The following is a 22,537-nucleotide window of genomic DNA, read 5'->3' as shown; positions in this document are numbered from 1 at the left end:
CCCCATCAGCGCTGCCCTCCCCACGCCCGCGCCCCACCCCGGACGTTCTCAGTCCCCTCAGCGGCGTCGGCCGCCTCTGCGGCGTCGACCGCCTCGGTGGCTCCGGCCGCCTCGGAGCCTTCCGCCGTCCCGGCCGCTCCGGGCGAGGAGGCCAGCTCGGCAGCTTCCGCCGTTCCAGCCGTCTCGGCCGTATCGGTTGCTTCGGTCGTCTCGTGGACGGGAGCGTCGTTCACGCCGGCTTCGTCGTAGTGGGAGAAGATCCGCCGGTAGAGGCGGCTGCGCTCGATGAGCTCGTCGTGGGTGCCGTAGTCGACCAGCTCGCCGCGCCTGAGCAGCAGGACCTTGTCGGCCCATCGGATCTGCGAGAGCCGGTGGGTGATGAGCAGCGTGGTGCGCCCGTCGAGGATGCGCCCGATCGCCTGCTGGATCTTGTCCTCGGTGGCGGAGTCGATGGCGCTGGTCGAGTCGTCGAGCACGAGGATCGCCGGGTCGGTCAGCAGCGCCCGCGCGATCGCCAGCCGCTGCCGTTGCCCGCCTGACAGCGTGACGCCCCGCTCGCCGATGACGGTGTCGTAGCCGTCGTCGAGCTCGGCGATGAACTCGGCCGCCTGCGCGTCCTCGGCCGCCCGGACGACGGCCTCACGGTCGGCCCGCTGCCCGAGGCTGAAGGCGATGTTCTCGGCGACCGAGCGGGAGAACAGCACGATGTCCTGCTCGATCGTGGAGATCTGCGAACGCAGCGAGTCGAGGTCCCAGTCGCGCACGTCGACCCCGTCGACGAGGATGCGCCCCTTGGTGACGTCGTAGATGCGGGGCACCAGCTTCGTCAGCGTGCTCTTGCCGGACCCGGTCTCGCCGACGATGGCCACCGTCTCGCCCGGTTTCACGGTGAACGTCACGCCGCGCAGCACCGGGTCGCCTTCGTCGTGCCCGAAGGTCACGTTCTCGAAGGCGATCTCGCCGGTGATCGGCGCGCTGTGGGCGTCGGCCCGCTGCTCCAGCTCGGTCTCCGAGGTGATGACGTTCAGGATGCGCCGGGACGACACGATGCCGAGCTGCACCAGCGAGAACGTGAAGATCGACATCTGCGTCGGGAACCCCAGCATGGCCAGCAGCCCCATGAACGACACCAGCTCGCCCAGCGTGATCACGCCGGTGCCCTGGAGGTGGAGGCCGTGCCACAGCCCTCCGGCCATCGCGAACGCGAACAGCAGGGTCGGCAGGTAGCGGGCCTGCACCAGCCCGTTGCGTACGAACGAGTCGCGGTAGCGGCGGGCGTTCACCTGGAACCTGCGCCGTTCCTGTCCCTCCTGCGCGGTCACCTTGATGACCTCGATGCCGCGCACGGCCTGGTTGAGCCCGGCGTTGAGGTCGCCGAACTCCTCCCGCATCCGCGTGGCCACCGGATTGAGCTGCCGCATGTAGTGCCACAGCGCGCCCGCGAACAGCACCGCGAACACCCCCGGCACCAGCAGCAGCCGCGGATCGATCGCGCCGATGAAGAACAGCGGCACCAGCCCGGTGAGCCCGGAGTCGACGATCAGGTCGACCCCCGGCGTGATCATGATGGACAACTGCCGGATGTCGTTGGCCGCCCGGGCCATCAGATCGCCGACGCGCTGCCGGTTGTGGTAGGTCTGGCTCTTGCCCAGCAGGCTGACGTAGAGCTCGTCACGCGCGTCGCGCTCCAGCCGCTTGGCCAGCACCTCGCTCGACAGCCGCGCCACCAGGTCGAACAGCCCCCGAACGGTCACCACGGCCAGCAGTGTGAGCGCGATCATCCCGAGCGCGTGGATCGCCTCGGCCCGCTCCCCCAGCACGGCGTCGAACGCCCCGCCGGTGAACTGCGGCACCATGGCGTTGAGCACCACCATGACCAGCGACCCGCCGAGGAAGCCGAGCAGCTGGAGCGGGTGGCGGCGCAGGTGTGACCACAGCCAGCGCACCGGGCCGCGCCGGTTGTAGCGGGGACCGTCGACGGAGAACTCCGAACTCGTGGTGGTCACGTGCAAGCCCCCCGGCCGCGGTATGGCGGACAACGACCCTGTTTTCTACCACTCGGCACCGACAGAATCCCAACGCTTTTCCACCCAGAAATGCCTGGTACGCCGCGTTTCCCTAGGCCCAGCGCCCATCCCCGGCGGGCCCGGGTCAGGGAATCCGCACCGCTCCGGAAGCCCCCGCCGGCGGGCTCACTCTCGTACTGCGCGCACCGCCCGTGCCGCCCGGCGGCGGCGGATCACGGCCGGGAGCCAGGGGGCGGCCCCGATCGCCAGCAGCAGCGCCGGCAACGGCGCCCGCCACCAGGGCGAGACGGTCGCCTCCGGCGGGGACGGCGGCGGCGTCACCCACGGCAGGGCCGTCTTCGACCACGCCAGGAAGGCGTCACCGATGGGCATCAGCCCGAACGCGTAGCGCTTGGTCCACGGCGTGCCGACCGGCAACCCGGCCAGCTCGCCGTAGTCGGCCAGCGCCCCGGCGACCAGGGCGCACACGCTGACCCCCGCAGCGATCACCCGCAGCACCCGGCGGGAGATCGGCGCCTTCTTGGACATCCGGTGATCGTAACCACCTCAAGCCACCCCATGTCAGGTCACTTCCTTGCGAGCCACCCGGATCATCCCGGCCACCCCCGGCAGCACGATCCAGAACGTCGCCGCCACGGCGAGCCGCAGGGCGTCACCACCGGTCAGCTCACCGTCCATGAGAGGCGTGGCGGCGGTGTTGAGGTCGAGCCATTCGGCGAGCGTCGCGCCGACGTCGCCGAGCAGGCGGACAGTGCTCCACACGAGGGTCGAGGTCAGGGTGATGACGATCGCGGCGGGCGCGTTGAGCAGCAGCAGCCCGAGCGCCAGCCCCATGGCGACGCCGAGCACGCAGCTGACGGTCCAGCCGAGCAGGGCGGCCACGTCGATCTCCCAGGAGGCCGCCACGCCCTCGACCCCGGCGATCACGGCGGTGACCGGGACCGCGACCAGCATCGCGAACGCGACGGCGACCACGGCCGTGACCAGCGGCGGAACGCACTTGGCCGCCATCACCCGCCACCGCCGGGGTTCGAGCGCGAACGTCGTCAGCGCGGTGCGGTGGCTCCACTCGCCGGTGACGGTGAGGATGCCGAGCACCGGCAGCAGCGTGCCGTAGCCGATCCCGGCGGTGCCGAGGAGCAGCTGGTAGTCGGGACCGGCGACCAGGCCGCGGGCGGCGATGGCGGCGACGGTCAGGGCGGCCAGGATCGCGGTCATGACCTTGCCGCTGCGGGTGTCGAAGAGCTTGCGCGTCTCGACGGCCAGCAGTCTGGGGAACGGGATCGGCGCGGCGGTGGCGGTCATGCGTGGCTCCGGTCGGCGTGGGAGGTCAGGTCGAGGAAGGTCTCTTCGAGGGTGCGGCCCTGGCTGAGCTGGGCGGGGCTGCCGTGGGCGAGGACGCGGCCCCGCCCGATCAGCACGAGGTCGTCGGCGACCTGCTCCACCTCGTGCAGCAGGTGGGAGCTGAGCAGCACGGCGCAGCCCGCGTCGGCGAGGCCGCGCAGCAGCCCGCGCATCCACTGGATGCCCTGCGGGTCGAGGCCGTTGGCGGGCTCGTCGAGGATGAGCGCGCGGGGGCTGCCGAGCAGCGCGTGGCCGATGCCGAGCCGCTGGCGCATGCCGAGGGAGTAGCCGCCCACGGTGCGGCGGCTCTCCTTGCGTGACAGGCCGACGAGGTCGAGCACCTCCTCGACGCGCCTTCCGGGCAGCCCGAGCGTCATCGCGCCGAGCGTGAGCACCTCCCGCCCGGTGCGGCCAGGATGCTGGGCTCCGGCGTCGAGCAGCATGCCGACCTGGGCGGCCGGGTTGGGCAGCGCGGCGTAGGGCTGCCCGAGCACGGTGGCGGAGCCCGAGGTGGGCCGCGCGAGACCGGCCAGGATGCGCAGCGCGGTCGACTTGCCCGCGCCGTTGGGCCCGAGGAACCCGGTCACGCTGCCCGCCTCGACGGTGAACGACACGTCGTCGAGCGCCTTCACATCCCGGTAGGCCTTGGTGAGGTTGCTGAGCTCGATCATGCGCCCAAGTTCATCGAATTCGGGCGCGTACCTCATCAGTCCCGGGTCGAGCGCTGCCGACCGGAAAGTAGACCTGGGTATGTCAGGCCGCAGACCCAGGTCGCTGGTAGGTCACGTGGGTGACCATGCTGTTGCCGGAGACCTTGACGGGTTCGAGCGTCATCGGCCCCACCCCGTCGAACAGCCGCTCCCCCGCCCCGATGACCACGGGCGCGATGTGCAGCCGCAGCTCGTCGATCAGCCCGGCGGCCAGATACTGGTTCACCGTGCGGGCGCCGCCCGCGATGGCGACGTCGGCCGCGCCCGCGACCTTGCGTGCCTGGTCGAGGGCCGATTCGATGCCGTCGGTGACGAAGTGGAAGGTGGTGCCGCCGAGCATCTCCAGCGGCTCGCGCCCGTGGTGGGTGAGGACGAAGACCGGCGCGTGGTAGGGCGGCTCGTCGCCCCACCAGCCCTTCCAGTCGAGGTCCCACTCGCCGCGGCCGGGGCTGAACATGTTGCGTCCCATGATGTACGCGCCGGCCGTGGTGATGGCCTTGACCTCCTCGGCCTCGGGGTCGGCGAACATCCACTCGTGCAGGCTGTCGCCGACGCCGTCGCCGAACGGGTTCTCCAGAGTCTGGTTCGGCCCGGCGGCGTAGCCGTCGAGGGAGATCGCCAGGTCACAGGTCACCTTGCTCATGGTCTTTCCTTCAGCTCGTGAGGCTCGTTTTCATGAGGAGGTCGTAGCCGCTTGCGCGTCCTTGACACGGCCGGGAGCTTTTTTCTGAAGAAAATCCGGCAAGGCGACGAGGGACCTGACGAGCGGGTTGGCGTCGCCGCGCCGCCAGGCGAGGACGAGACGGCTGGGCGGCAGGTCGGTGAGCGGGACGGACGTGAGCCCGTCGGGCAGCTCGTGGGCCAGCGGCGTGAGCCCGACCGTGCCGTTCCACAGCACGGCCTGCATGCACTCCTGGGCGGTGCGCACCACGGGGCCGTCGCCGCGGACCCAGTAGGCGCGCCACACGGGGTCGGTCCCCTCGGGCAGCCGGAACCAGCGCCGCCCGTCGAGATCGCGCAGGCGCAGGCTGTCGCGCCCGGCGAGCGGGTCGTCGGCGCGCAGGACCACCCCGACGGGGTCGGTACGGAGCACGCGCACCGCGATGCCGGCCTCGTCGAACGGGGTCCGGGTGAGCGCGACGTCGACCAGCCCGGCCCGCAGCCCGGCGGTCGGGTCGGTGAAGTCGGCCTCGCGGATGTGGATGCGGACCGCCGGGTGCCGCGCCCGGAACCCGGCGACGAGCCGGTCGCCCGCCTGTTCGACGCTGTCGGCCAGCGTGCCGATGGTGAGCGTGGCGGTGGAGACCCTGGCGCGCAGCCGCTCGGCCTGTTCCAGCAGCGCCCGCGCCTCGTCGTACAGGACGGCTCCGGCGTCGGTGAGCGTGACCCCGGTGGGCGTGCGGTGCAGCAGGACGGCGCCGAGATCGGCCTCCAGCCGTTTGACGGCCCGGCTCAGCGGCGGCTGGGTCATGTGCAGCCGCGCGGCGGCGCGCCCGAAGTGTCGTTCTTCGGCCACCGCCACGAAGTAGCGCAGCGAACGCAGGTCCATCACCGGCGACCATACCCGGACGGTATCGGCGCTGCGCGACCGGTGTTGGACGCCGCCGCGCGCCGCGCGCTGCACTGGACCCCATGACCGACTCCATGACCGGCCCCATGACCGAACCCGTCGTGCAGCTCACCGACGTGCGGGAACTCGCCCGCGACCTGGTGGTGATCCCGGACCGGCGCGTCCAGCTCGTGCCCAACGTCGGCCTCGTCGGCGGTACGCACTCCGTGCTGGTGATCGAGACCGGAATGGGCCCGCGCAACGCCGAGACCGTGCTGGGCTTCGCCGCCGAGTACGCCAGGGGCCGCAGGCTCTACCTGACCAGCACCCACTTCCACCCCGAGCACGCCTTCGGCGCCCAGACGTTCGCGGGCGAGGCCACGTACCTGATCAATCGGGCCCAGGCTGAGGACCTGGCCGCCAAGGGCGCGGGCTACCTGGAGATGTTCCGGGGGCTCGGCGAGCCGGTGGCCCGGCAGCTGGAGGGCGTCGAGCTGCCCGTGCCCGACCTGGTCTACGACAGCTCGTACGAGCTCGACCTGGGCGGGCGGACGGTGCGGCTGGAGGCCACCGGGCGGGCGCACAGCCGCGGCGACCAGGTGGTGACGGTGCCGGACGCCGGGGTGATGTTCACCGGCGACCTGGTCGAGGCGGGGCAGTTCGCGATCTTCCCGTGGTTCCCGCCGCACGACACGGACGTGTCCGGCCTCGGCTGGATCGGCGTGATGGAACGGCTGATCGCCACGCGCCCGCGGGTGGTGGTGCCCGGTCACGGCGACTGCGGCGGGCCGGAGCTGCTGGCCGACGTGCGCGACTACCTGCGGCTGCTGCGCGACGAGACCTGGGCGCGCCGCGACTCCGCGATGAGCGAGGAGACGATGGTCGCCGAGATCACGGCCCTGATGATCGAACGGCATCCGGACTGGGAGGGCCGCGAGTGGATCGAGAAGGGCGTCGTCTGCATGTGCGCCGCCTGACCCCGGTGGCATCCTGGGGAGCATGTCCGGCACTTCCGCACGACTGCTGAAGCTCCTGTCCCTGCTGCAGTCCCCGCGCGAATGGCCCGGCAGCGAGCTGGCCGAACGTCTGGGGGTCAGCGGGCGCACCATTCGCCGCGACATCGAACGGCTGCGCGGGCTCGGCTACCCCGTCGAGGCCACCCGGGGCGGCGACGGCGGTTACCGCCTGGTCGCGGGCACCGCGATGCCGCCGCTGCTGCTCGACGACGAGGAGGCGGTGGCCATCACGGTCGGCCTGCGCACCGTGACCCGGCACGCCGTCGACGGCATCGACGAGGCGTCGGTCCGCGCCATGGCCAAGCTGCAACAGGTGCTGCCGTCGCGGCTGCGCCACCGCGTCGGCGCGCTGAACACCGCCACCGCGCCCGCGCCGCAGCTCTCCGGGCCGGGCATCGACCCGGAGCTCCTGACCGTGCTCGCCACGGCCGCCGCGCACGGCGAGCGCCTGCGCTTCCTGTACCGGGCGGAGCGGGAGAGCAGGCGTCACGTGGAGCCGCACCGCCTGGTCACGGTGGGCCGCCGCTGGTACCTGGTGGCGTACGACCTGGACAGGGACGACTGGCGCACGTTCCGCGTCGACCGCGTCGAGGAGCCCCGGCCGACCGGCGCCCGCGCCACGCCCCGGCAGCTCCCCGCCGACGACGCCGCCGACTTCGTCACCTCCCGGCTGAACGCGCTCGCGCCCACCTACCAGGCGGTCGCCACGCTGCACGCGCCGATCGAGCAGGTCGCGGTGCGGCTCGGCGACGCGACCGAGCTGGAGCCCCTGGACGAGCGCCGCTGCCTGATCCGCAGCCGCGGCGACACGCTGGACTGGCTGGCGTTCCGGCTGCTGGCGATCGGCTACGAGTTCGACGTGCACGAGCCGCCCGAGCTGGTCGAACACCTGCGCGCCCTGGCCGCCAGAACCCTGCGTGCCGCTCAGGACAGAAACTGACCTATACGGCTCCTACGGTCGAGGGCATGACGAACTTCAAGCCCGAGGGCTACACGACGGTGACGCCGTGGATCATCTCCCCCGACACCGCCGCCCTCATCGACTACCTGACGGAGGCGTTCGGCGCCGAGGAGCTGGGCCGCGTCGTCGACGACAGCGGCGTCATCGGCCACGCCGAGGTGCGGATCGGCGACGCGATCGTGATGCTGTTCGACTCGCCCCCCGGCTGGCCGCCGACGCCCGCGTTCCTGCGCCTGTACGTCGAGGACGCGCGGGCCGTGCTGCGGCAGGCGCTCAAGGCCGGCGGCGTGGTGGTCAGCGAGGTCACCCACCTGGCCTTCGGCGACCTCGTAGGCCGGGTGCGCGACCCGTACGGCAATCTGTGGTGGATCCAGACCCGCATCGAGGACGTGACGGCCGAGGAGCTGGAGCGCCGCTGGAGCGACCCCGGGTTCGCGGCGGCCATGGAGTACATGCAGAACCCGGAGACCGACTTCTTCGGCGGCGAAATCCGGTCGACAAGGGGCCCGCGTACGGGCTGAGATGGTCCGGACCCGTCCCGACCGCAGGAGCCGTACGTGCCCTTGATCGACGACAAGCTGGCCAGACGCCTGGTCGACACGCAGTTCCCGCAGTGGGCCGGGCTGCCGCTGGAGCTGCTCGACCCGGCCGGCTCCGACCACGTGATCTACCGGCTGGGCGAGAAGCTGTCCGTACGGCTGCCCCGCCACGACGGCGCCATCGGGCAGGCCGCGAAGGAGGCCGCGTGGCTGCCCCGGCTGGCCCCGCACCTGCCGCTCGCGGTCCCGGCGCCGGTCGCGGTCGGCGAGCCCGCCTTCGGCTACCCGTGGCCGTGGGCGGTGTCGCGCTGGCTGACCGGCGAGGTGGCGACCGTCGAGACGCTGGGCGACTCCGCCGAGGCCGCCGTCGAGCTGGCGGCGTTCCTGACCGCGCTGCAACGGCTCACCCCCGTGCCGCCGCGCGCCGGGCTGCGCACCGAGCCGCTGTCCGGCCGCGACCGCGACACGCGGGCGGCGATCGCCGCGACCGGCGGCGTGTTCGACGCCGCCGCGATGACCGCGCTGTGGGACGCGGCGCTGGCCGCGCCCGCCTGGGACCGTCCGCCGGTGTGGGTGCACGGCGACTTCCACACCGGCAACCTGCTGGTCGACGGCGGGCGGCTGAGCGCGGTGATCGACTTCGGCGGGCTCGCCGTGGGCGATCCGGCCTGCGACCTGATGATCGCCTTCACGCTGATGTCGCCCGGCAGCCGGGCCGTCTTCCGCGCGGCGCTCGGCGTGGACGACGCCACCTGGCTGCGCGGGCGCGGCTGGGCGCTGGCGACGGGCCTCAACGCCTACACCGCGTACGCCGCCACCAGCCCGCGCGTCGCCGCGCAGACCGCCCGCCAGATCACCGCCGCCCTGGACCCCTCACCGTGAACGCGGCCTCGCGCGGACGTGCATGCGCTCCCCCTGGCGGCCGAACAGGTTGATCACCTCCACCGGCGACTCCCCCGCGGGCCCGAACCAGTGCGGCAGCCGGGTGTCGAACTCGGCCGCCTCCCCCGCCTTCATGACCAGGTCGCGGTCGCCCACGACGAGCCGCATGCGCCCGGACAGCACGTACAGCCACTCGTAACCCTCGTGCGTGACCAGCTCGGGCCGGTTCTGGTCGGCCGGAATGATCGACTTCCACGCCTGCAGCGGCCCCGGCTGGGTGGTCAGCGGGATCACCGTACGGCCGTTGTGCACCCGCGGCCTGACGTGGACGCGCGGGTCGCCGACCGCCGGCGCGCCGACCAGCTCGTCCAGCGGCACCTGGTGGGCCAGCGCGATCGGCAGCAGGAGCTCCAGGCTGGGGCGGCGCTGGCCCGTCTCCAGCCTGGACAGCGTGCTCCTGGAGATGCCGGTGGCCTCGGCCAGCGCCGACAGGCTGACCTCGCGCCGCTCGCGGATGCGCCGGAGCCGGGGGCCGACCTCGGCCAGCGTCGCGGCGATCGGCGGCCGGTCCGGGGATTGCTCGTCCATAAGTCCATTCCACCGCCCGCGTCCCAGAAATGGCAACGTAAGTTGCTGCCTGATCCGCGTCCCCAGCACCATCGGCGCGGAGGTGATCACCGTGATCAAGACAACCGAGGAACCGGGCGGCGACAGCACACGGCAGGCCGACGGTCCCCCACCGGCCCCGCGGGGAAGGCTGCCGTTCGGCGTCTACCTGCTGGCCTTCAGCCTGTTCGCGATGGGCAGCGCGGAGTTCCTGCTGGCCGGGGTGCTGCCCGCGGTCGCCGACGACCTGCGCATCACGCTGCCCGCCGCCGGCGCGCTGATCTCCGCCTTCGCCATCGGCGTCGTCGTCGGCGGGCCGCCCTTCGCCATCCTGAGCCTGCGCTGGCCGCGACGCACCACGCTGGTGACCACCCAGGCCGTCTTCGCCGCCTCGGTGGCGATCGGGCTGGTGACCGACGACTACCCGGTGCTGCTGGCCAGCCGCTTCGCCAGCGGCCTCGCCTACGCGGGCTACTGGGCCGTCGCCGCCGTCACCGCCGTCGGCCTCGTCACGCCCGACCGCACCGCGCGCGCGTCCGGCGTCGTCGTCAGCGGGCTCAGCCTCGCGATGATCGCCGGCGGCCCGGCCGGCGCGCTGGTCAGCCACCTCGCGGGCTGGCGCGGCGGCTTCTGGCTCGTCGTCGCCCTGACCGTCGCCGGAGCGGTCACCGCCCTGGTCGCGATGCCCGCCACCAGCGCGGGCGTGGAGCCGAGCGTACGCCGCGAGCTGCGCACCCTGCGCCGCCCACAGCTGTGGACGGTCTTCGCCGCCACCATCCTCAGCACCGCCGCGTACATGATCTCGTTCAACTACCTGGCGGCGCTGCTGACCGGCGTCACCGGCCTGCCCGGCGTCTGGGTGCCCGCGGTCCTCGCGCTGTTCGGCATCGGCGCGTTCGCCGGGCTGTCCGCCGGCGGCAGGATCGCCGACCGGCGCCCCTTCCACGCGCTGCTGACCGGGGCGATCGGGATCCTCGTCGTGTCCGTCCTGCTCGCCCTTCTCGCCCGGTACGCGCTCGCCGTCGTCCCCCTCGTCCTGCTCCTCGGGATCGCCGGGTTCGTCCTGAACCCGGCCATCTACGCCCGCGTCTTCGCCATCGCCTCGGCCGCGCCGACGCTCGCCGGAGCGACGACGGTGTCCGCGTTCCAGCTCGGCATCAGCCTCGTCCCGGTGCTCGCCGGCGCCGCACTCAACACCGGCGCCGACCTCACCGCCGTCCCCTGGATCGGCGCCGCCCTGGCCGCCGCCCTCATCCCGCTCATCCTCCTCGACCGCACAACCTCCCGCAGGGCCACGCATGTCTAGCCTGACGGACGCCTTGCCCAACCACCGCGGTAGTCATACGGTCACGCTGGGCGTCCGTCCAGGCGAGGGAGATCGACATGACCGAGGCCGGGCTCCGTGGGCTCCTGGCCGAGCGGCTCGAGGCGGCCGGTGACCTGCCGCCCGAGTGGCGGAAGGCGTACGACACCGACCCCGACGCCTGGTGGGAGGGCGTCTACTCCGACGCCTCCCTGATCACCCAGGCCGACGACGGCGCGGGCGACCCGGCGACGGGCGAGGGCTCGTGGACGTCGTCGCTCTCGGCCCCAGGCGCCGTGTTCGCCTCGCTCGCCCACCTGTACGTCCACGACGGGCAGCGGGTGCTGGACGTCGGCACCGGCTGGACGGCGGCCCTGCTGTCGGCCCGGCTGGGGGACGACCATGTCACCACCGTGGAGGTGGACCCGGCGGTCGCCGACCAGGCCGCCAAGAACCTCGTCGTCTGCGGCCGGAGCCCGCACCTGGTGGTCGGCGACGGCGCGCTCGGCCACGCGGCCGGAGCTCCGTACGATCGCGTGCACGCGACCTGCGGCGTCCAGCGCGTCCCGTGGGCGTGGGTCGAGCAGACCCGCCCCGGCGGCGTCATCGTGACGCCGTGGTCACCCGGCTGGGCGTACGGCCACCTGCTGCGGCTCACCGTGGGCCGCGACCGCGCGGTCGGACGGCTCGTGGGATCGGCCGGCTACATGTTGATGCGCGCCCAGCGCCACCCGGTCCCCGACCGCCTCGGCGACCGCCCCGAACACCGCACCACGCCGATCGACCCCCGCGACGTCGCCTGGGACGACTACGGAGCCGACGTGGCCATAGCCGCCCTGGTGCCCGGCGTGGTGAGCGCGACGACCAGTGAAGGTGACGACACGATGGAGGTACGGGTATGGGACGGCGACGGATCATGGGCGACGACCGGATACCGACAGGACCGCCGCGGGTTCGCCGTGGCGAGCCATGGGACTAGACGGCTGTGGGACGAGGTCACCGACGCGTACCTGACCTGGGTGGAATGGGGCCGGCCGGCCCGCGACCGCTACGGCGTCACGGTCACCGGCGAAGGGCAGCAGATCTGGCTCGACACCCCGGACCGCGTCATCGGCCCCTCGTCCCCGGCGTGACCTGAGATCGCCCGCCCGCCACCGGAACCGGGTGGCGGGCAGGCGCCTTCCCCGCGCCTCAGCCGGTGGTCCCGGCCTGGGTGAAGGCGAGGGGGACGCCGCAGGCGTCGTCGGCCGGGACGTAGAAGCCGTCCGGCGTGGCGCGGGTGGCGATCTGGTTGCCCTCGACGAGCTTGCGGGCGTGCCCCAGGTCGCGTACGGCCACGGTGTGGGCCGCCAGCAGGGGCAGGCCGGGCAGGACGTGCCCGGGGAGGACCTCGTCCAGGGACGAGTGCGGGATGATCTCGACGCGCCCCTCCCGCAGGGGCAGCACCCGCCGGGTGCCGTCGATCCATACGTCGGTGTCCAGGATGCGGGCGTGGCGTTCCTCGTGCACGTCCAGCTCGTCGTCGGGCACCACGAGCAGCACGCTGTGCAGGCCCACGGCGCCGTTCGGATGGTCGAGGTAACGGGACTGGTGGACGTGCTGGGGAGTGAGCTGCTGGGTTGCCTGGAGGGCGCCGCCGGGGGTGTGGGCGGGGTCGACGCGGACACTGTCGGCGCGCACGGTGCGGGGGCCGTCGGGGGTGTCGACCTGGCGTTCGAGGGCGCGGATGCCGGTGGAGGCGAGTCCGGCGGCGTTGAGCCGGGCAGCGGTGGTGCGGATGTCGCGGGAGCCGAGCGTCATCAAGAGGCCGCGGTAGGTGCGCCGCAGGTGGTGTACGCCCCACGGGTCGGGGGCGGCAGGGTCGACGATGCCGAGCAGTTCGATGAACGAGCGGCCGAAGTAGGCGCACCGGTTGGCGGTGCAGGTGGGCATCAGCGGGCCCCCGGGGTGTTCGGCCAGGTGGTGGGGCGAGGCGGGGCTGAGGGTGAAGCCGAGCGCCCCGAAGCGGGCCGAGGCGGCGGGGAGGTCGGTGGTGATGAGGACGGTGTGGTCGATGTAGTCGATGTCGGGGGCTTCGCAATGGTTCATGGCGATGTCCTTCGGTGCGGGCTCACACGGCCGAGGCGATGGCGGCGGCGACGAAGAGCACCTGCAGGGCCGTACGGGCGGGCAGTGGCGTGACGGGCTTCCCGCCGAGGGTGAGGCCGCGGCGGGCGGCCGAGACGTTGGCGGGGAACATGGCGATCATGAGCAGGGCCAGGCAGGCGCCCGCGTAGGGGGCCAGGCGCGGGATCAGGAGCCCGGCGGCGCCGGCCAGCTCCAGGACGCCGGTGAGGGTGACCAGCAGGGCGGGGCGCGGAAACACCGGCGGGACCATCGCGGCGAAGTCGCGCCGCCACGAGGGCAGGAAGTGCGGCACCCCGGTGAAGACGAGCATCAGGGCGAGCGCGCCGCGCAGGGCGGGCTGCCAGGCGTCCAGGGCGTCGACACCGGCCACGCCGAGCAGTCGCAGGACGACGAAGCCGCCCGTGAGGGCGATGAACGGAACCATCCCGTCCTCCAATCTTGTCATCGGCAAGATTGGAGGACAGGTCGCTATCTTGTCAACGTCAAGATAGGGTGAGAGCGTCACAGCGGAGGTGAGGGAGATCAGCCAGCCGTCCTACCACCACGGCAACCTGCGGCGCGTCATCATCGACGCCGCGCTCCAGGCCATCGGCGAGTCCGGCCCGGCCGGGTGGAGCCTGCGCGAGCTGGCACGCCGCGCGGGCGTCTCGCACGCCGCCCCCGCCCACCACTTCGGCGACAAGCAGGGGCTGCTGACGGCCGTGGCGGTCGAGGGCTTCACACTGTTCTCCGACGCGCTGGAGGCGGCGGCGGCCGACGTATGGGAGGTGGGTGTCGCCTATGTCCGGTTCGCCATTGACCATCGACCCTATTTCGAGGTGATGTTCCGGCCCGAGCTCTACCGCGCCGACGACCCGGGCGTGCGGAGCGCGCAGGAGCGGGCGGCCGGGGTGCTCGTCGACAGCGCGCGGACGCTGTCACCCGGCGCGGAGCACGACCGGATGACCACGATCGCCGCCTGGTCGCTGGCCCACGGCTTCGCAAGTCTGTGGCTGAGCGGCGCCCTGCCGGAGAGCTCCGGCGGCGACCCGGAGGCGCTCGCCCGTTCGATGATCCGGCTCGTCTTCGGCGCCCTTCGCTGAAGAATTCCGGGCAGCGGGCGGGAGCCGACCCGGTGCCGAAAGTGCGGTGAAATCAAAAGTAAAGCGGCCCGATCTATCGTTTCTCACGACCACGAATCCGATGAGGAGGGTCCGAGAATGCGAGCACGGAAACACCTGCCGGCGGGCATCGCCGCCGCCGCGCTCCTGGCCGCGATCGGGATGACTGCACCCGCCGCCGCCACCAGCGGTTCCATCTGCCTCTACTCCGGCATCCAGTCCGTCTGCGTCACCCCGTCGCCCGGCTACATCCCGCTGGCGCGCGAGATCACGTCCGCGCGTAACAGCAGCCCGTACGCGGCGCGTCTGGTCCCCGCCGAGGGCGTGAACATCGGCTGTCTGCAGCCGGGCGAGACGGAAACCTACTCGCAGCCGCGCAAGATCTCCGGTATTCGTGTCTACGCCGGCGGCACCTGTCCTCTGTAGGCGGTCGTCCCCACCGGTGGAGCCGTGCCCCGGAGACGACATGCTCGCGACATACCGGGCTTCGGTAGGAATGCCGTCGCCGAAGTCCTGTGCTCGAAAGGCTGACATATGCGCGACGCGCTTCCTCCCCTTCTGGTCACTCCCCCGTGGGAGCGGAAGCCCCCGGTGATCCCGGGGCTGCTGCCTCCCGCGGGACGGGTGGTCGACTGGTTACCGGGGGAACGCGAGGAGCTCAGGCAAGGACTTCCCGGCCGTTCCCATCTGACGGCCGAGCTCAAGGAGGTCCTCCAGCGGGAGGGGTGGGAGGGTGTCGTACGGGAGTTCGTGAACGGGCGGATCGTCCGCGAATCGGCGCAGTTCTCGCTGTTCGAGCTGGCTCCGGAGGAGCTGGTCCGGCCGCTGCTGGGGAGCTGGAAGCTGAAGCTCAGGCGTTCGTCCGACTTCTCGATCCTGCGGACCGTCACCGTGCGGTTCGAGGCCGACGCCCTTCCCGTGGTGTTCCCCAACGCGAAGACGCACCGGTCCGGCTGGGCGCTGATGCCGTTCCGCGACGTCGAGGTGGCCCGGTTGATGGCCGCCTGGCTCGGCAGGGCGGCGACGCGCCACCATGCCCGGGAGTGGTTCGCCCGGCACGGGACGGCGGCGGTGCCGTACCTGGTGCCGGACGCGCTCGGCACCAGGCGGGCCGCACGCGACAAGGCGGGGGCGGCGCTGTTCCACATCGTCTCCGGGCACGGCAGGGCGGCCGTGGTGGCGGCCGCCAGGACCTACGGCGACGAGGTCGCGGACGCTGTCACGCTGATCCTGGACGGGGGCGCGCCGACCAGCAGGCCGCGCGCCCTCTCCTGGCTCGACGTGGACACGCTGCCCGAGGTCAGGCTGCGCGACGGCCGGCCGCTGCCCGCCGACGCGGTGCGCAACCTGGTCGGCGCGCTCACGCTGTCGCCCGGCGTCCAGTGGAACGCCCCGGCCGAGATCTATCCCGGCCTGCAGGACGTGCTCGACCTGTGCGAACGCACGTCGCTGGCGGCGTTCGGCTGGGCGGTGTACGAGGCGTGGGAGGCCGCCGGGGCGCCGTCCGGCAACCGCTGGGTGGTCGATCAGCTCATCTGGCTGGCCGACGACGAGGTCACCGGCCGGCTCGGCTGCCTGGCGCTGAACGGCCCGGCGAACATCTCCAAGGACGTCACCGGCGTGCTCGGCGACATCGGCACGGCCACGGCGCTGGCCCAGCTGGAGTACGTGGCGCGCCGGGCCAAGCCGGGGTTGCGCGGGACGGCCAAGGAGCGGATCGCCTGGGCCACCAAGCGGCCCGGAACCCGGGCGCCCAGGCCGCGCGTTCACCGGACATGACGAGACCTCAGCTCGCCTGTCCCCTCTGCCAGGGCACCGAGTTCCAGCAGGAGCAGGGCCGCCTCGACAGCCGGTGGGGGATGACCTCCCACCGGATGACGCTGATGATCTGCATACGCTGCCGCTACATCCTCCACTTCTACGACAAGCACTCCATTTTCGACTTCGACTGAGCGGAGGCGGCGGCGTCAGGCGCCGATGAGGGGCAGCAGCAGGTCGTCGACGATCGCTTCGATCTGCTCGTCGGTGCTCCTGGGCTGACCGCTGAGGCAGTGGTAGAAGATCATCGCGGGCCCCGCCGTGGCGATCGCCGTCTCGTTGCGGCCCGGGGCGGCGCCGCCGTGCATGCCGATCAGCTCGGCGATGCGCCTCTCGCACGGCTCCGTGGCCGATTCGCGGAAGAGGGCGCGTAGCTGCGTGGTCTGCGCCACGCCCGCGGCGGCGACCGCCTGGAAGGCCGCGCCGTTGGAGTCGTACAGCACCCGGTTCAGGTAGGAGAGCAGCATCACCAGGCCGTCGCGCAGCGGCGTGGCCGGGGTGACCTCGGGCGGGCCGGGGATCAGCTCGCGCAGCGCGTCGCGGATGAGCTCGTCCTTGTTGCGCCAGCGCCGGTAGAGGGCCGCCTTGCCGGTGCCCGCCGCCGCGGCGATCCGGTTGGTGCTCAGCTTGGCGTAGCCGACGGTCCCGAGCTGCTCGATGACCGCATCGAAGATCACTCGCCGGAGCTCCTCGCCGCGCCGCCGTGACGCGGGCGGCTCGCGGGACTCCAGCGGCTCGACGGGCTCGGCAGGCTCCGCGGGCTCGGGCCGGGCGGACCGTTCGGCCGTGGTGGCCATCAGCACCTCCTCCTTGCGATCCCACCCTACCCTCGGCCTATAGTGAACCACCTGGTTCCCTATTGAGGAGTGAATGTGTCCCGCCTGCGCGAAAGAACCGCCGTCCGCAGCGCCGGCGCGGTGACGCTGGCCGTCATCGTGTCCTGCGAACTGGTGCTGATGCTCGACGCGACGATCGTCAACGTCGCGCTGCCCGAGATCCGGGGCGGGCTCGGGTTCACCCCGGCCGGGCTGTCGTGGGTCAGCAACGCCTTCCTGCTCGTCTACGCCGGTCTGCTGCTGCTGGGTGGCCGTGCGGGCGACATCCTCGGCCACCGCCGGATGTTCCTCGCGGGCATGTCGGTGTTCACCGTCGCCTCCCTGGCCGGCGGGCTGGCGACCGCTCCCGGATGGCTCGTCGCCGCCCGCGCCCTGCAAGGACTCGGCGCCGCGCTGGCCGCGCCGAGCACGCTCGCGCTGCTGACCACGAACTTCCAGGGTGAGGGCCGGGCGAAGGCGCTCGGCGTCTACTCGTCGGTCACCGCGTCGGCCATGACGCTCGGGCTGGTCCTGGGCGGGATCATCACCACGGCGCTGTCCTGGCGCTGGGTGCTGTTCGTCAACGTGCCGATCGGGCTGGTCGTGATCGCGCTGGCGCCGCGCGTCCTCGCCGAGGCGCCGCGCCGGCCCGGGCGCTTCGACGTGGCAGGGGCGCTGACCTCGGTCGCCGGGCTCGGCGCGGTGGCCTTCGCGCTGGCCCGCGCCGCCGAGCACGGCTGGCGGGACGCCGCCGCGCTCGTCGCGCTGGCGTGCGGCGCCGGGCTGCTGGCCGCCTTCGTCCGGGTCGAGGCGCGGGCGCGGCAGCCGATCCTGCCGCTGCGGCTGTTCGCCGACCGCGCCCGCGCCGGCGCCTTCGCCGGGCTCCTGCTGCTCCCCATGGTGACGATGAGCACGCAGTTCCTCATCGTGCAGTTCCTTCAGGAAGTCCTCGGCCACAACGCGCTGCAAGCGGGCCTGGCGTTCCTGCCCATGGCGCTCGGCATGCTGCTGACCGCGCAGAGCGCGCCCAGGGTGATCACCCGGCTCACCGCCAGGGCCGTCGCGATCACCGGCGTGGCCCTGATCGGAGCGGGCGTCGCCTGGCTGGTCCCGATCTCCGCGACGACCGGGTACGTCCCCGGCATCGCCGGCCCCCTGCTGCTGGTAGGGGCCGGGCTCGGGCTCGTCGTCGTGCCGTTCAACCTGGCGATCATGTCCACCGTCGCCCCCGCCGACACGGGCGCGGCCGCCGGGGTGCTCCAGACCGCGATGCTCACCGGCGCGTCACTCGGCATCGCGATCCTGTCCAGCGTGTACGCCTCGGTCGCCGGGAACACGGGAAGCGCCGGAAGCACGGGGAGCGCCGTCGCCGTCGCCGACGGCATGGGAGCCGCCTTCACGGTCGGCCTGGGCATCACCGCCCTGGCGCTCGTGCTGGTGATCCTGACCCTGCCCGCTCAGCGGTAGCCGGTGGCGTCGGCGGGGCGGCCCGGGTCCTGCACCTCGACGAGGTAGCGCCAGCAGTCCGGCTGGGAGCCGTCCACGTCGGTGAACCCGTACTCGCGGGCGAGCTGCCCGCTGGACAGCGATTGGCCGCTCCAGCGCATCACGTCCGGGTCCGTCGCCAGCGCGGCGACGGCCCGGCCAACGTAGCGGGGCGTCTCGGAGATCACGAAGTGCGGTTCGCGGGCGGTGGCGTCGCGCCAGTTGTCCTCCGTCACCTCGAACAGGTCCAGCATCATCTCCGACCTGAGCCAGCCCGGCGTCAGCGTCACCGCCGCGCAGCCGTGCTGCCGCAGCTCGTGCGCCTGCGCGAAGCCGAGCCTGATCACCGCGCTCTTGGCGTGGTCGTAGAAGAAGGACACCCGGTAGTTGTCGTCGTTGTACGCCTTCGTCCCGTCGGTCATCTCGACCACGAGGCCGCCCGGCCGCCGGATCAGCAGCGGAAGCGCGTAGTGGCTGGTGATGATGTGCGTGTCGATGGCCAGGCGGAGCAGCCGCAGCCCCTTGTCCAGGTCGTGCTCCCACAGCGGCGTGTCCCATTCGGCCAGCAGTTCGCCGCCCCAGATGTCGTTGACCAGGATGTCCAGCCGCCCCTGCTCGCGTTCGATCCGCTCGACGAGGGCGCGCACCTCGTCGCGTTCGAGATGGTCCACCCGGACGGGGATGCCCTCCCCGCCTGCCTCGGTCACCAGGGCGGCGGTCTCCTCGATGGTCTCCGGCCTGCCGTACTCCGAGCGGCTCTCGCCGGTGGTCCTGCCGGTCACGTACACCGTCGCCCCCGCCGCCCCGAGTTCTGTCGCGATGCCCCGACCGGCGCCCCGCGTCCCCCCGGCGACCAGCGCGACCTTGCCCTTCAACGTGTTGTGCATGAGCCGAACGTAACCGCGATACCCGACAGCGTCTGTCATCTTTTCCCGGACTTCGGCGACGGCCCGGCGCTAGGTTGGGCGCATGGATCTGATGCAGCGGGCCGGGGAGCTCAAGGGCGAGCTGTCGGAGTACGCGAGGTCGCCGAGGTTCCAGCGGGCCACCAGGAACATGATCCAGCGCGCGTTCCCCGACGGGGTCAGTGACGAGATGGTCTTCTCGACCGCTCTCGACGCCTTCGTCCTCACCGAACGCCTCGAAGGCGGCCAGACCGTCCTCGGCTCGTTCGCCGAGCGCTTCACCGGCGCGGACCGGGCGCTGCTGCTGTCGTGGGCCGACTACGTCCAGGGCGTGTTCGAGATCAAGGAGCCGTACGGCGACGACGGCGTCATCGCCGTCAACCACGTCGACGAGCTGACCTACCGGATCAGGTCCAACATGGGCGCCGAGGGCGTCGAACAGCTCACGCCCGGCGTCGTCATGGTCGGCGGCCTCGTGCCCGTCGGCGACGACTGGATGATCAGCGGCGCCGCGACGGCCTACTCCGCCGACGACGTCGCCGCCGTCCTCGCCGGCGTGCGCACCCTCCAGCTGCAGAACCCCCGCATGGTCTTCCGCAACCCGGACAAACTCGCCCAGGCCCGCGCCCTCCAGGCGCGGCAGCGCGCCTCCTTCATCGACCTGTACGGCAGCGACCTGGTGATCGTCGCCGGCGACGCGGTCCAGGAGACGATCCTGGCCTTCTATCGCCACGACCACGAACGCAACGGCGGCGAGCCCGGCGCATGGCGTGAGCCCGAGCTGCCCGACCTCGGCCTGTCCGGCGTGCCCAGCCTCGCTGTCGTCTTCGACGAGGAGGAGGGGCTCAGCTTCTTCCCGGGCTTCGACCTCGCCCAGGCGGCGTTCGCCGACCCGTCGCTCCTGGTCCGCCGCCCGTACCGCGACGTGATCAGCGGCTACCTGCGCGGCGCCGACACCGGCCCCGGCATCCTGCGCCGCCTGGCCGCCCCGGACCCGGCCAAGGCCGACCAGGTCTTCCGCAAGCTGCTGAACAAGCCCGGCTTCTCCTGGCAGCGCGACGGCGAAGCCCTGCTGCGCAAGCACAAGCCCACCTGGTTCGACGCCCCGATCCTGCCCAGGGTGATCCCCCTGTAAGGACACAGGTTCACAGGGGAAGCGGGGCGCGTGAAGATCACCTCACGGGGTTCTTACCGAGAAGGGTGACACATGCGTAATCGAGTCTTCACCGCACTGGCCGCCGCCGTCGCGTTCGGGGGGCTGGCGGTGGTGCCGTCGGGGGGGCAGGCCGCCGAGAGCTGCCCGAAGGGCTACATCTGCTTCTACTACGGCTACAACCAGAGCGAGGGCATGTCGTACAAGACGAACCAGAACTGGAGCGGCAGCGTCTCCGCCCGGTCCTACTTCAACAACGCCTACGCGCAGGAGGGCTACGACCACGTCAACCTCACGGTCGCGTTCGTCGGGACGCGGTGCGTGCACTTCGGTGACCCGGACGGCAAGGGGAACATCTCGGCGCCGCCGGCCTCGATCCGTACGGTGACCAAGGTGACGTGGCGCGGGGAGTGCTAGACCCGCGCGTGTGAGGCGAAGTCCGTCAGGGCCGTGAGGAAGGCGCGGGGTTTGTCGTCGTGGATGACGTGCCTGGCGTCGATGCGGCGGTAGACGGTCTGGGGGGCGAGGTCGCGGACACGGCGGGCGTCGTCGTCGTCCATCGCGCCGACGAGGCCGTGCTTGACGAAGCGGTTCCAGTTGGCGTGCATGAGGAGGACGGGGCCGCTCACCGCCCGGAGGGCGGCCTCGTGGGAGAAGTCGCCGTAGAAGCGGCCGTCGACGAACGCCCTGGCGAAGTCGGGGTCGAACATCGAGACCGCCCGGATCGTCTCGTCCAGGGAGCGCGGCAGCCAGCGGACGCCGAGGCTCGCGGGGCGGCCGGGGTGACGGCGGGCGTGCCGGGTGACCAGGCGGTCGAGGAGGTCGACGAACCGGTCGGGCATCCGGATGCTCTTGTCCTCGGCGATCGGGATGTCCTGGCGGAAGATGTCGGCCGGGCGGCCGTTCTCGGCGACCTCGGCGGTGTGGACGAGGCTGGCGTAGACCCAGCGGTCGCGGTCGCGGAAGCGCGGCATCTCGACCGAGAAGATCGGCGGGTCCTCCAGGACGGTGGCGGCGACCAGGTCGGGGACGTTGGCGGCGCACCACAGGGCGAGGACGCCGCCTGAGGAGTTGCCGCTGACGATCGCGGGCCTGCCGATGACGTCGCGCAGGAATCGCGCCAGGTCACCGCCGGCGGAGTCCCACGAGTAGTGGCCCGGGGTCCACGAGGAGGCTCCGTGGCCCCGGACGTCGACGGCGTAGACGGTGAAGCGGCGGGCGAGCTCGGGCATGACGCTGCGGTAGCTGCTCCACAGGCTCATCTGGCCGGGGATCAGCAGGAGCGGGACACCCGACTCGGGGCCGCGGACGTAGTTGATCAGCACGCCGTCGAGCTCGGCGGACTCCTGGCGGAAGCCGGACAGCGCGGCGGGCAGCGGCTCGCGCAGGCCGTGGTAGGGGTTCACCGGTGGGGTCACTGCTCCGGCTCGCTCTGCGCGGCGAGGACTCCGGTGGCGAACTGCCGGAACCTCTCGTTGTCGACGAGCGCGATGCCCTGCTTGGGGTCGACGAGGACGAGCAGCGTGTCGCCGGGCTCGATGCCGAGCAGGTCACGGGCGTCCTTGGGGATGACGATCTGACCCTTCTCGCTGATCTTCACGGTGCCCACGATGTACCGGCCGTCCGGCCCTTCGATCATTTTTCCGGTCATGGGTATGACTTTACCTACTTTTCCTACTTTCTGCACGCACCGCCGCCCCGGCCGGCACCCCCGCCGAGGCCACCGTCGGCAGGGGCAGCATCACCTCCACCCGCGTCCCCCGGCCCGGTTCGCCGGTGATGACGCAGATGCCGCCCAGTTCCGCCGCCCGCTCCCGCATCGAGGAGAGCCCGACGCCGGGCCGGTGGGACTCGGGCAGGCCACGCCCGTCGTCGGTGACGGTCACCCGCAGCACGCACCGTTCCCGGCGCAGCGTGACGGTGACGGTCTCGGCCTCGGCGTGCCGACGGATGTTGGTCAGCGCCTCCTGGACGATCCGGTAGACGGCCACCTCGACGGCCGCCGGCAGATCCGACAGCGCCCCCTCGACCCGCACCGGCACCTGCGGCCCCGCCAGCTCACGCAGCGCGCGGGCCAGGCCCAGATCGTCGAGCGCGGGCGGGCGCAGCCCGTGCACCAGCTCGCGGACGTCACCGGCCACCGCGTCCATGCCGGTACGCAGATCCTGCAGAAGGGCGTCGGCGGAATCGGGCGAGT

General features: G+C 72.3%; 27 protein-coding genes. 13 read left to right on the top strand and 14 right to left on the bottom strand.

Going from position 1 to position 22,537, the window contains the following annotated elements; all coding sequences use genetic code 11:
* Window positions 1-5: 5 nt before the first annotated feature.
* From KME80_RS03110 to KME80_RS03085, 6 genes are all read right to left on the bottom strand, one after another.
* On the bottom strand, window positions 6-2,006 hold the full coding sequence (locus KME80_RS03110; RefSeq protein WP_308125598.1) for an ABC transporter ATP-binding protein: 2,001 nt from the start codon (window positions 2,004-2,006) through the stop codon (window positions 6-8).
* Window positions 2,007-2,192: 186 nt separating this feature from the next.
* Window positions 2,193-2,555: a hypothetical protein gene (locus KME80_RS03105; RefSeq protein WP_219500031.1), complete on the bottom strand. Its 363-nt coding sequence runs from the start codon at window positions 2,553-2,555 to the stop codon at window positions 2,193-2,195.
* Window positions 2,556-2,588: 33 nt separating this feature from the next.
* On the bottom strand, window positions 2,589-3,332 hold the full coding sequence (locus KME80_RS03100) for an ABC transporter permease (RefSeq protein ID WP_219500029.1): 744 nt from the start codon (window positions 3,330-3,332) through the stop codon (window positions 2,589-2,591).
* The gene (locus KME80_RS03095; RefSeq protein ID WP_219500027.1) at window positions 3,329-4,042 is read right to left on the bottom strand and encodes an ABC transporter ATP-binding protein; all 714 of its coding nucleotides are present in this window, start codon (window positions 4,040-4,042) and stop codon (window positions 3,329-3,331) included. Before KME80_RS03095 ends, KME80_RS03100 begins: the two co-directional genes overlap by 4 nt.
* A gap of 82 nt (window positions 4,043-4,124) precedes the next feature.
* Complete coding sequence (locus KME80_RS03090) at window positions 4,125-4,724, bottom strand: dihydrofolate reductase family protein (protein WP_219500025.1); 600 nt, start codon at window positions 4,722-4,724, stop codon at window positions 4,125-4,127.
* 30 nt (window positions 4,725-4,754) lie between these two features.
* Window positions 4,755-5,630: a LysR family transcriptional regulator gene (locus tag KME80_RS03085; RefSeq protein WP_219500024.1), complete on the bottom strand. Its 876-nt coding sequence runs from the start codon at window positions 5,628-5,630 to the stop codon at window positions 4,755-4,757.
* 83 nt (window positions 5,631-5,713) lie between these two features.
* Between KME80_RS03085 and KME80_RS03080 the strand changes: the two genes are divergently transcribed.
* Genes KME80_RS03080 through KME80_RS03065 form a run of 4 tightly spaced genes read left to right on the top strand, consistent with a single transcriptional unit; the run spans window position 5,714 to window position 9,028 of the window.
* Window positions 5,714-6,607: an MBL fold metallo-hydrolase gene (locus tag KME80_RS03080; RefSeq protein WP_219500022.1), complete on the top strand. Its 894-nt coding sequence runs from the start codon at window positions 5,714-5,716 to the stop codon at window positions 6,605-6,607.
* Window positions 6,608-6,629: 22 nt separating this feature from the next.
* Entirely contained in the window at window positions 6,630-7,586 is a 957-nt protein-coding gene (locus KME80_RS03075; RefSeq protein ID WP_219500020.1) for a helix-turn-helix transcriptional regulator, read from the top strand.
* Window positions 7,587-7,612: 26 nt separating this feature from the next.
* Window positions 7,613-8,128, top strand: a complete 516-nt coding sequence (locus tag KME80_RS03070; protein ID WP_219500018.1) for a VOC family protein — start codon at window positions 7,613-7,615, stop codon at window positions 8,126-8,128.
* Between the two features lie 36 nt (window positions 8,129-8,164).
* Window positions 8,165-9,028, top strand: coding sequence for an aminoglycoside phosphotransferase family protein (locus KME80_RS03065; protein ID WP_219500016.1), 864 nt, complete (start codon window positions 8,165-8,167; stop codon window positions 9,026-9,028).
* Here the strand turns inward: KME80_RS03065 and KME80_RS03060 are convergent.
* A complete protein-coding gene (locus KME80_RS03060) occupies window positions 9,020-9,616 on the bottom strand; it encodes a helix-turn-helix domain-containing protein (RefSeq protein WP_219500014.1) in 597 nt (198 codons plus the stop codon). The genes KME80_RS03065 and KME80_RS03060 overlap by 9 nt on opposite strands.
* A 91-nt stretch (window positions 9,617-9,707) precedes the next feature.
* On the opposite strand from KME80_RS03060, the gene KME80_RS03055 reads away from it, so the two are divergent.
* Both KME80_RS03055 and KME80_RS03050 read left to right on the top strand, forming a co-directional pair.
* The gene (locus KME80_RS03055; protein WP_308125597.1) at window positions 9,708-10,940 is read left to right on the top strand and encodes an MFS transporter; all 1,233 of its coding nucleotides are present in this window, start codon (window positions 9,708-9,710) and stop codon (window positions 10,938-10,940) included.
* Window positions 10,941-11,017: 77 nt separating this feature from the next.
* Window positions 11,018-12,070 carry a methyltransferase domain-containing protein gene (locus KME80_RS03050; RefSeq protein WP_219500012.1) on the top strand — a complete coding sequence of 351 codons (1,053 nt, stop codon included), beginning with the start codon at window positions 11,018-11,020 and terminating at the stop codon, window positions 12,068-12,070.
* Window positions 12,071-12,128: 58 nt separating this feature from the next.
* Here the strand turns inward: KME80_RS03050 and KME80_RS03045 are convergent, their stop codons facing one another.
* Window positions 12,129-13,025, bottom strand: a complete 897-nt coding sequence (locus KME80_RS03045; RefSeq protein WP_219500010.1) for a VOC family protein — start codon at window positions 13,023-13,025, stop codon at window positions 12,129-12,131.
* 22 nt (window positions 13,026-13,047) lie between these two features.
* Window positions 13,048-13,509: a DoxX family protein gene (locus KME80_RS03040; RefSeq protein WP_246643887.1), complete on the bottom strand. Its 462-nt coding sequence runs from the start codon at window positions 13,507-13,509 to the stop codon at window positions 13,048-13,050.
* A gap of 67 nt (window positions 13,510-13,576) precedes the next feature.
* Here KME80_RS03040 and KME80_RS03035 point away from each other — a divergent pair, with 67 nt between their 5' ends.
* The 4 genes from KME80_RS03035 (at window position 13,577) to KME80_RS03020 (ending at window position 16,116) form a co-directional block, all read left to right on the top strand.
* Window positions 13,577-14,146, top strand: coding sequence for a TetR/AcrR family transcriptional regulator (locus KME80_RS03035; protein WP_308125596.1), 570 nt, complete (start codon window positions 13,577-13,579; stop codon window positions 14,144-14,146).
* A 117-nt stretch (window positions 14,147-14,263) separates the two neighbouring features.
* On the top strand, window positions 14,264-14,590 hold the full coding sequence (locus tag KME80_RS03030) for a hypothetical protein (protein WP_219500008.1): 327 nt from the start codon (window positions 14,264-14,266) through the stop codon (window positions 14,588-14,590).
* 108 nt (window positions 14,591-14,698) lie between these two features.
* Window positions 14,699-15,943 carry a hypothetical protein gene (locus KME80_RS03025; protein WP_219500006.1) on the top strand — a complete coding sequence of 415 codons (1,245 nt, stop codon included), beginning with the start codon at window positions 14,699-14,701 and terminating at the stop codon, window positions 15,941-15,943.
* A complete protein-coding gene (locus KME80_RS03020) occupies window positions 15,940-16,116 on the top strand; it encodes a hypothetical protein (protein ID WP_219500005.1) in 177 nt (58 codons plus the stop codon). The genes KME80_RS03025 and KME80_RS03020 overlap by 4 nt, the downstream gene beginning before the upstream one ends.
* A 15-nt stretch (window positions 16,117-16,131) precedes the next feature.
* Here KME80_RS03020 and KME80_RS03015 read toward each other — a convergent pair whose 3' ends face one another.
* On the bottom strand, window positions 16,132-16,779 hold the full coding sequence (locus KME80_RS03015) for a TetR/AcrR family transcriptional regulator (protein WP_219500003.1): 648 nt from the start codon (window positions 16,777-16,779) through the stop codon (window positions 16,132-16,134).
* 75 nt (window positions 16,780-16,854) lie between these two features.
* Between KME80_RS03015 and KME80_RS03010 the strand changes: the two genes are divergently transcribed.
* Entirely contained in the window at window positions 16,855-18,264 is a 1,410-nt protein-coding gene (locus tag KME80_RS03010; protein WP_219500001.1) for an MFS transporter, read from the top strand.
* Here the strand turns inward: KME80_RS03010 and KME80_RS03005 are convergent.
* Window positions 18,255-19,169 carry an SDR family oxidoreductase gene (locus KME80_RS03005; protein WP_219499999.1) on the bottom strand — a complete coding sequence of 305 codons (915 nt, stop codon included), beginning with the start codon at window positions 19,167-19,169 and terminating at the stop codon, window positions 18,255-18,257. The two genes, KME80_RS03010 and KME80_RS03005, sit on opposite strands and share 10 nt — an antisense overlap.
* Window positions 19,170-19,251: 82 nt before the next feature.
* Here KME80_RS03005 and KME80_RS03000 point away from each other — a divergent pair, with 82 nt between their 5' ends.
* The gene (locus KME80_RS03000; protein ID WP_219499997.1) at window positions 19,252-20,322 is read left to right on the top strand and encodes a hypothetical protein; all 1,071 of its coding nucleotides are present in this window, start codon (window positions 19,252-19,254) and stop codon (window positions 20,320-20,322) included.
* Between the two features lie 72 nt (window positions 20,323-20,394).
* On the top strand, window positions 20,395-20,757 hold the full coding sequence (locus KME80_RS02995; RefSeq protein WP_219499995.1) for a peptidase inhibitor family I36 protein: 363 nt from the start codon (window positions 20,395-20,397) through the stop codon (window positions 20,755-20,757).
* Here the strand turns inward: KME80_RS02995 and KME80_RS02990 are convergent.
* The 3 genes from KME80_RS02990 to KME80_RS02980 all read right to left on the bottom strand — a co-directional run.
* Window positions 20,754-21,758: an alpha/beta hydrolase gene (locus KME80_RS02990; protein WP_219499994.1), complete on the bottom strand. Its 1,005-nt coding sequence runs from the start codon at window positions 21,756-21,758 to the stop codon at window positions 20,754-20,756. The genes KME80_RS02995 and KME80_RS02990 overlap by 4 nt on opposite strands.
* Window positions 21,755-21,991, bottom strand: a complete 237-nt coding sequence (locus KME80_RS02985; protein WP_231619066.1) for an AbrB/MazE/SpoVT family DNA-binding domain-containing protein — start codon at window positions 21,989-21,991, stop codon at window positions 21,755-21,757. Before KME80_RS02985 ends, KME80_RS02990 begins: the two co-directional genes overlap by 4 nt.
* Before the next feature lie 10 nt (window positions 21,992-22,001).
* On the bottom strand, window positions 22,002-22,537 hold a 536-nt coding region (locus KME80_RS02980; RefSeq protein ID WP_246643885.1), incomplete at its 5' end, for a sensor histidine kinase.

Origin of the sequence: Nonomuraea ceibae, assembly GCF_019396325.1 — a bacterium.
Lineage (GTDB): Bacteria > Actinomycetota > Actinomycetes > Streptosporangiales > Streptosporangiaceae > Nonomuraea > Nonomuraea ceibae.
Note: the sequence above shows the minus strand (reverse complement) of the source record. Positions and strands in the feature narration are given on the sequence as shown.

What these genes read in the sequence shown, in the direction of transcription:
- KME80_RS03105 (WP_219500031.1), bottom strand. Translation starts at nt 2,555, where the DNA reads ATGTCCAAGAAGGCGCCGATCTCCCGCCGGGTGCTGCGGGTGATCGCT.
- KME80_RS03100 (WP_219500029.1), bottom strand. Translation starts at nt 3,332, where the DNA reads ATGACCGCCACCGCCGCGCCGATCCCGTTCCCCAGACTGCTGGCCGTC.
- KME80_RS03095 (WP_219500027.1), bottom strand. Translation starts at nt 4,042, where the DNA reads ATGATCGAGCTCAGCAACCTCACCAAGGCCTACCGGGATGTGAAGGCG.
- KME80_RS03090 (WP_219500025.1), bottom strand. Translation starts at nt 4,724, where the DNA reads ATGAGCAAGGTGACCTGTGACCTGGCGATCTCCCTCGACGGCTACGCC.
- KME80_RS03085 (WP_219500024.1), bottom strand. Translation starts at nt 5,630, where the DNA reads ATGGACCTGCGTTCGCTGCGCTACTTCGTGGCGGTGGCCGAAGAACGA.
- KME80_RS03080 (WP_219500022.1), top strand. Translation starts at nt 5,714, where the DNA reads ATGACCGACTCCATGACCGGCCCCATGACCGAACCCGTCGTGCAGCTC.
- KME80_RS03075 (WP_219500020.1), top strand. Translation starts at nt 6,630, where the DNA reads ATGTCCGGCACTTCCGCACGACTGCTGAAGCTCCTGTCCCTGCTGCAG.
- KME80_RS03070 (WP_219500018.1), top strand. Translation starts at nt 7,613, where the DNA reads ATGACGAACTTCAAGCCCGAGGGCTACACGACGGTGACGCCGTGGATC.
- KME80_RS03060 (WP_219500014.1), bottom strand. Translation starts at nt 9,616, where the DNA reads ATGGACGAGCAATCCCCGGACCGGCCGCCGATCGCCGCGACGCTGGCC.
- KME80_RS03050 (WP_219500012.1), top strand. Translation starts at nt 11,018, where the DNA reads ATGACCGAGGCCGGGCTCCGTGGGCTCCTGGCCGAGCGGCTCGAGGCG.
- KME80_RS03045 (WP_219500010.1), bottom strand. Translation starts at nt 13,025, where the DNA reads ATGAACCATTGCGAAGCCCCCGACATCGACTACATCGACCACACCGTC.
- KME80_RS03040 (WP_246643887.1), bottom strand. Translation starts at nt 13,509, where the DNA reads ATGACAAGATTGGAGGACGGGATGGTTCCGTTCATCGCCCTCACGGGC.
- KME80_RS03030 (WP_219500008.1), top strand. Translation starts at nt 14,264, where the DNA reads ATGCGAGCACGGAAACACCTGCCGGCGGGCATCGCCGCCGCCGCGCTC.
- KME80_RS03025 (WP_219500006.1), top strand. Translation starts at nt 14,699, where the DNA reads ATGCGCGACGCGCTTCCTCCCCTTCTGGTCACTCCCCCGTGGGAGCGG.
- KME80_RS03020 (WP_219500005.1), top strand. Translation starts at nt 15,940, where the DNA reads ATGACGAGACCTCAGCTCGCCTGTCCCCTCTGCCAGGGCACCGAGTTC.
- KME80_RS03015 (WP_219500003.1), bottom strand. Translation starts at nt 16,779, where the DNA reads ATGGCCACCACGGCCGAACGGTCCGCCCGGCCCGAGCCCGCGGAGCCT.
- KME80_RS03005 (WP_219499999.1), bottom strand. Translation starts at nt 19,169, where the DNA reads ATGCACAACACGTTGAAGGGCAAGGTCGCGCTGGTCGCCGGGGGGACG.
- KME80_RS03000 (WP_219499997.1), top strand. Translation starts at nt 19,252, where the DNA reads ATGGATCTGATGCAGCGGGCCGGGGAGCTCAAGGGCGAGCTGTCGGAG.
- KME80_RS02995 (WP_219499995.1), top strand. Translation starts at nt 20,395, where the DNA reads ATGCGTAATCGAGTCTTCACCGCACTGGCCGCCGCCGTCGCGTTCGGG.
- KME80_RS02985 (WP_231619066.1), bottom strand. Translation starts at nt 21,991, where the DNA reads ATGACCGGAAAAATGATCGAAGGGCCGGACGGCCGGTACATCGTGGGC.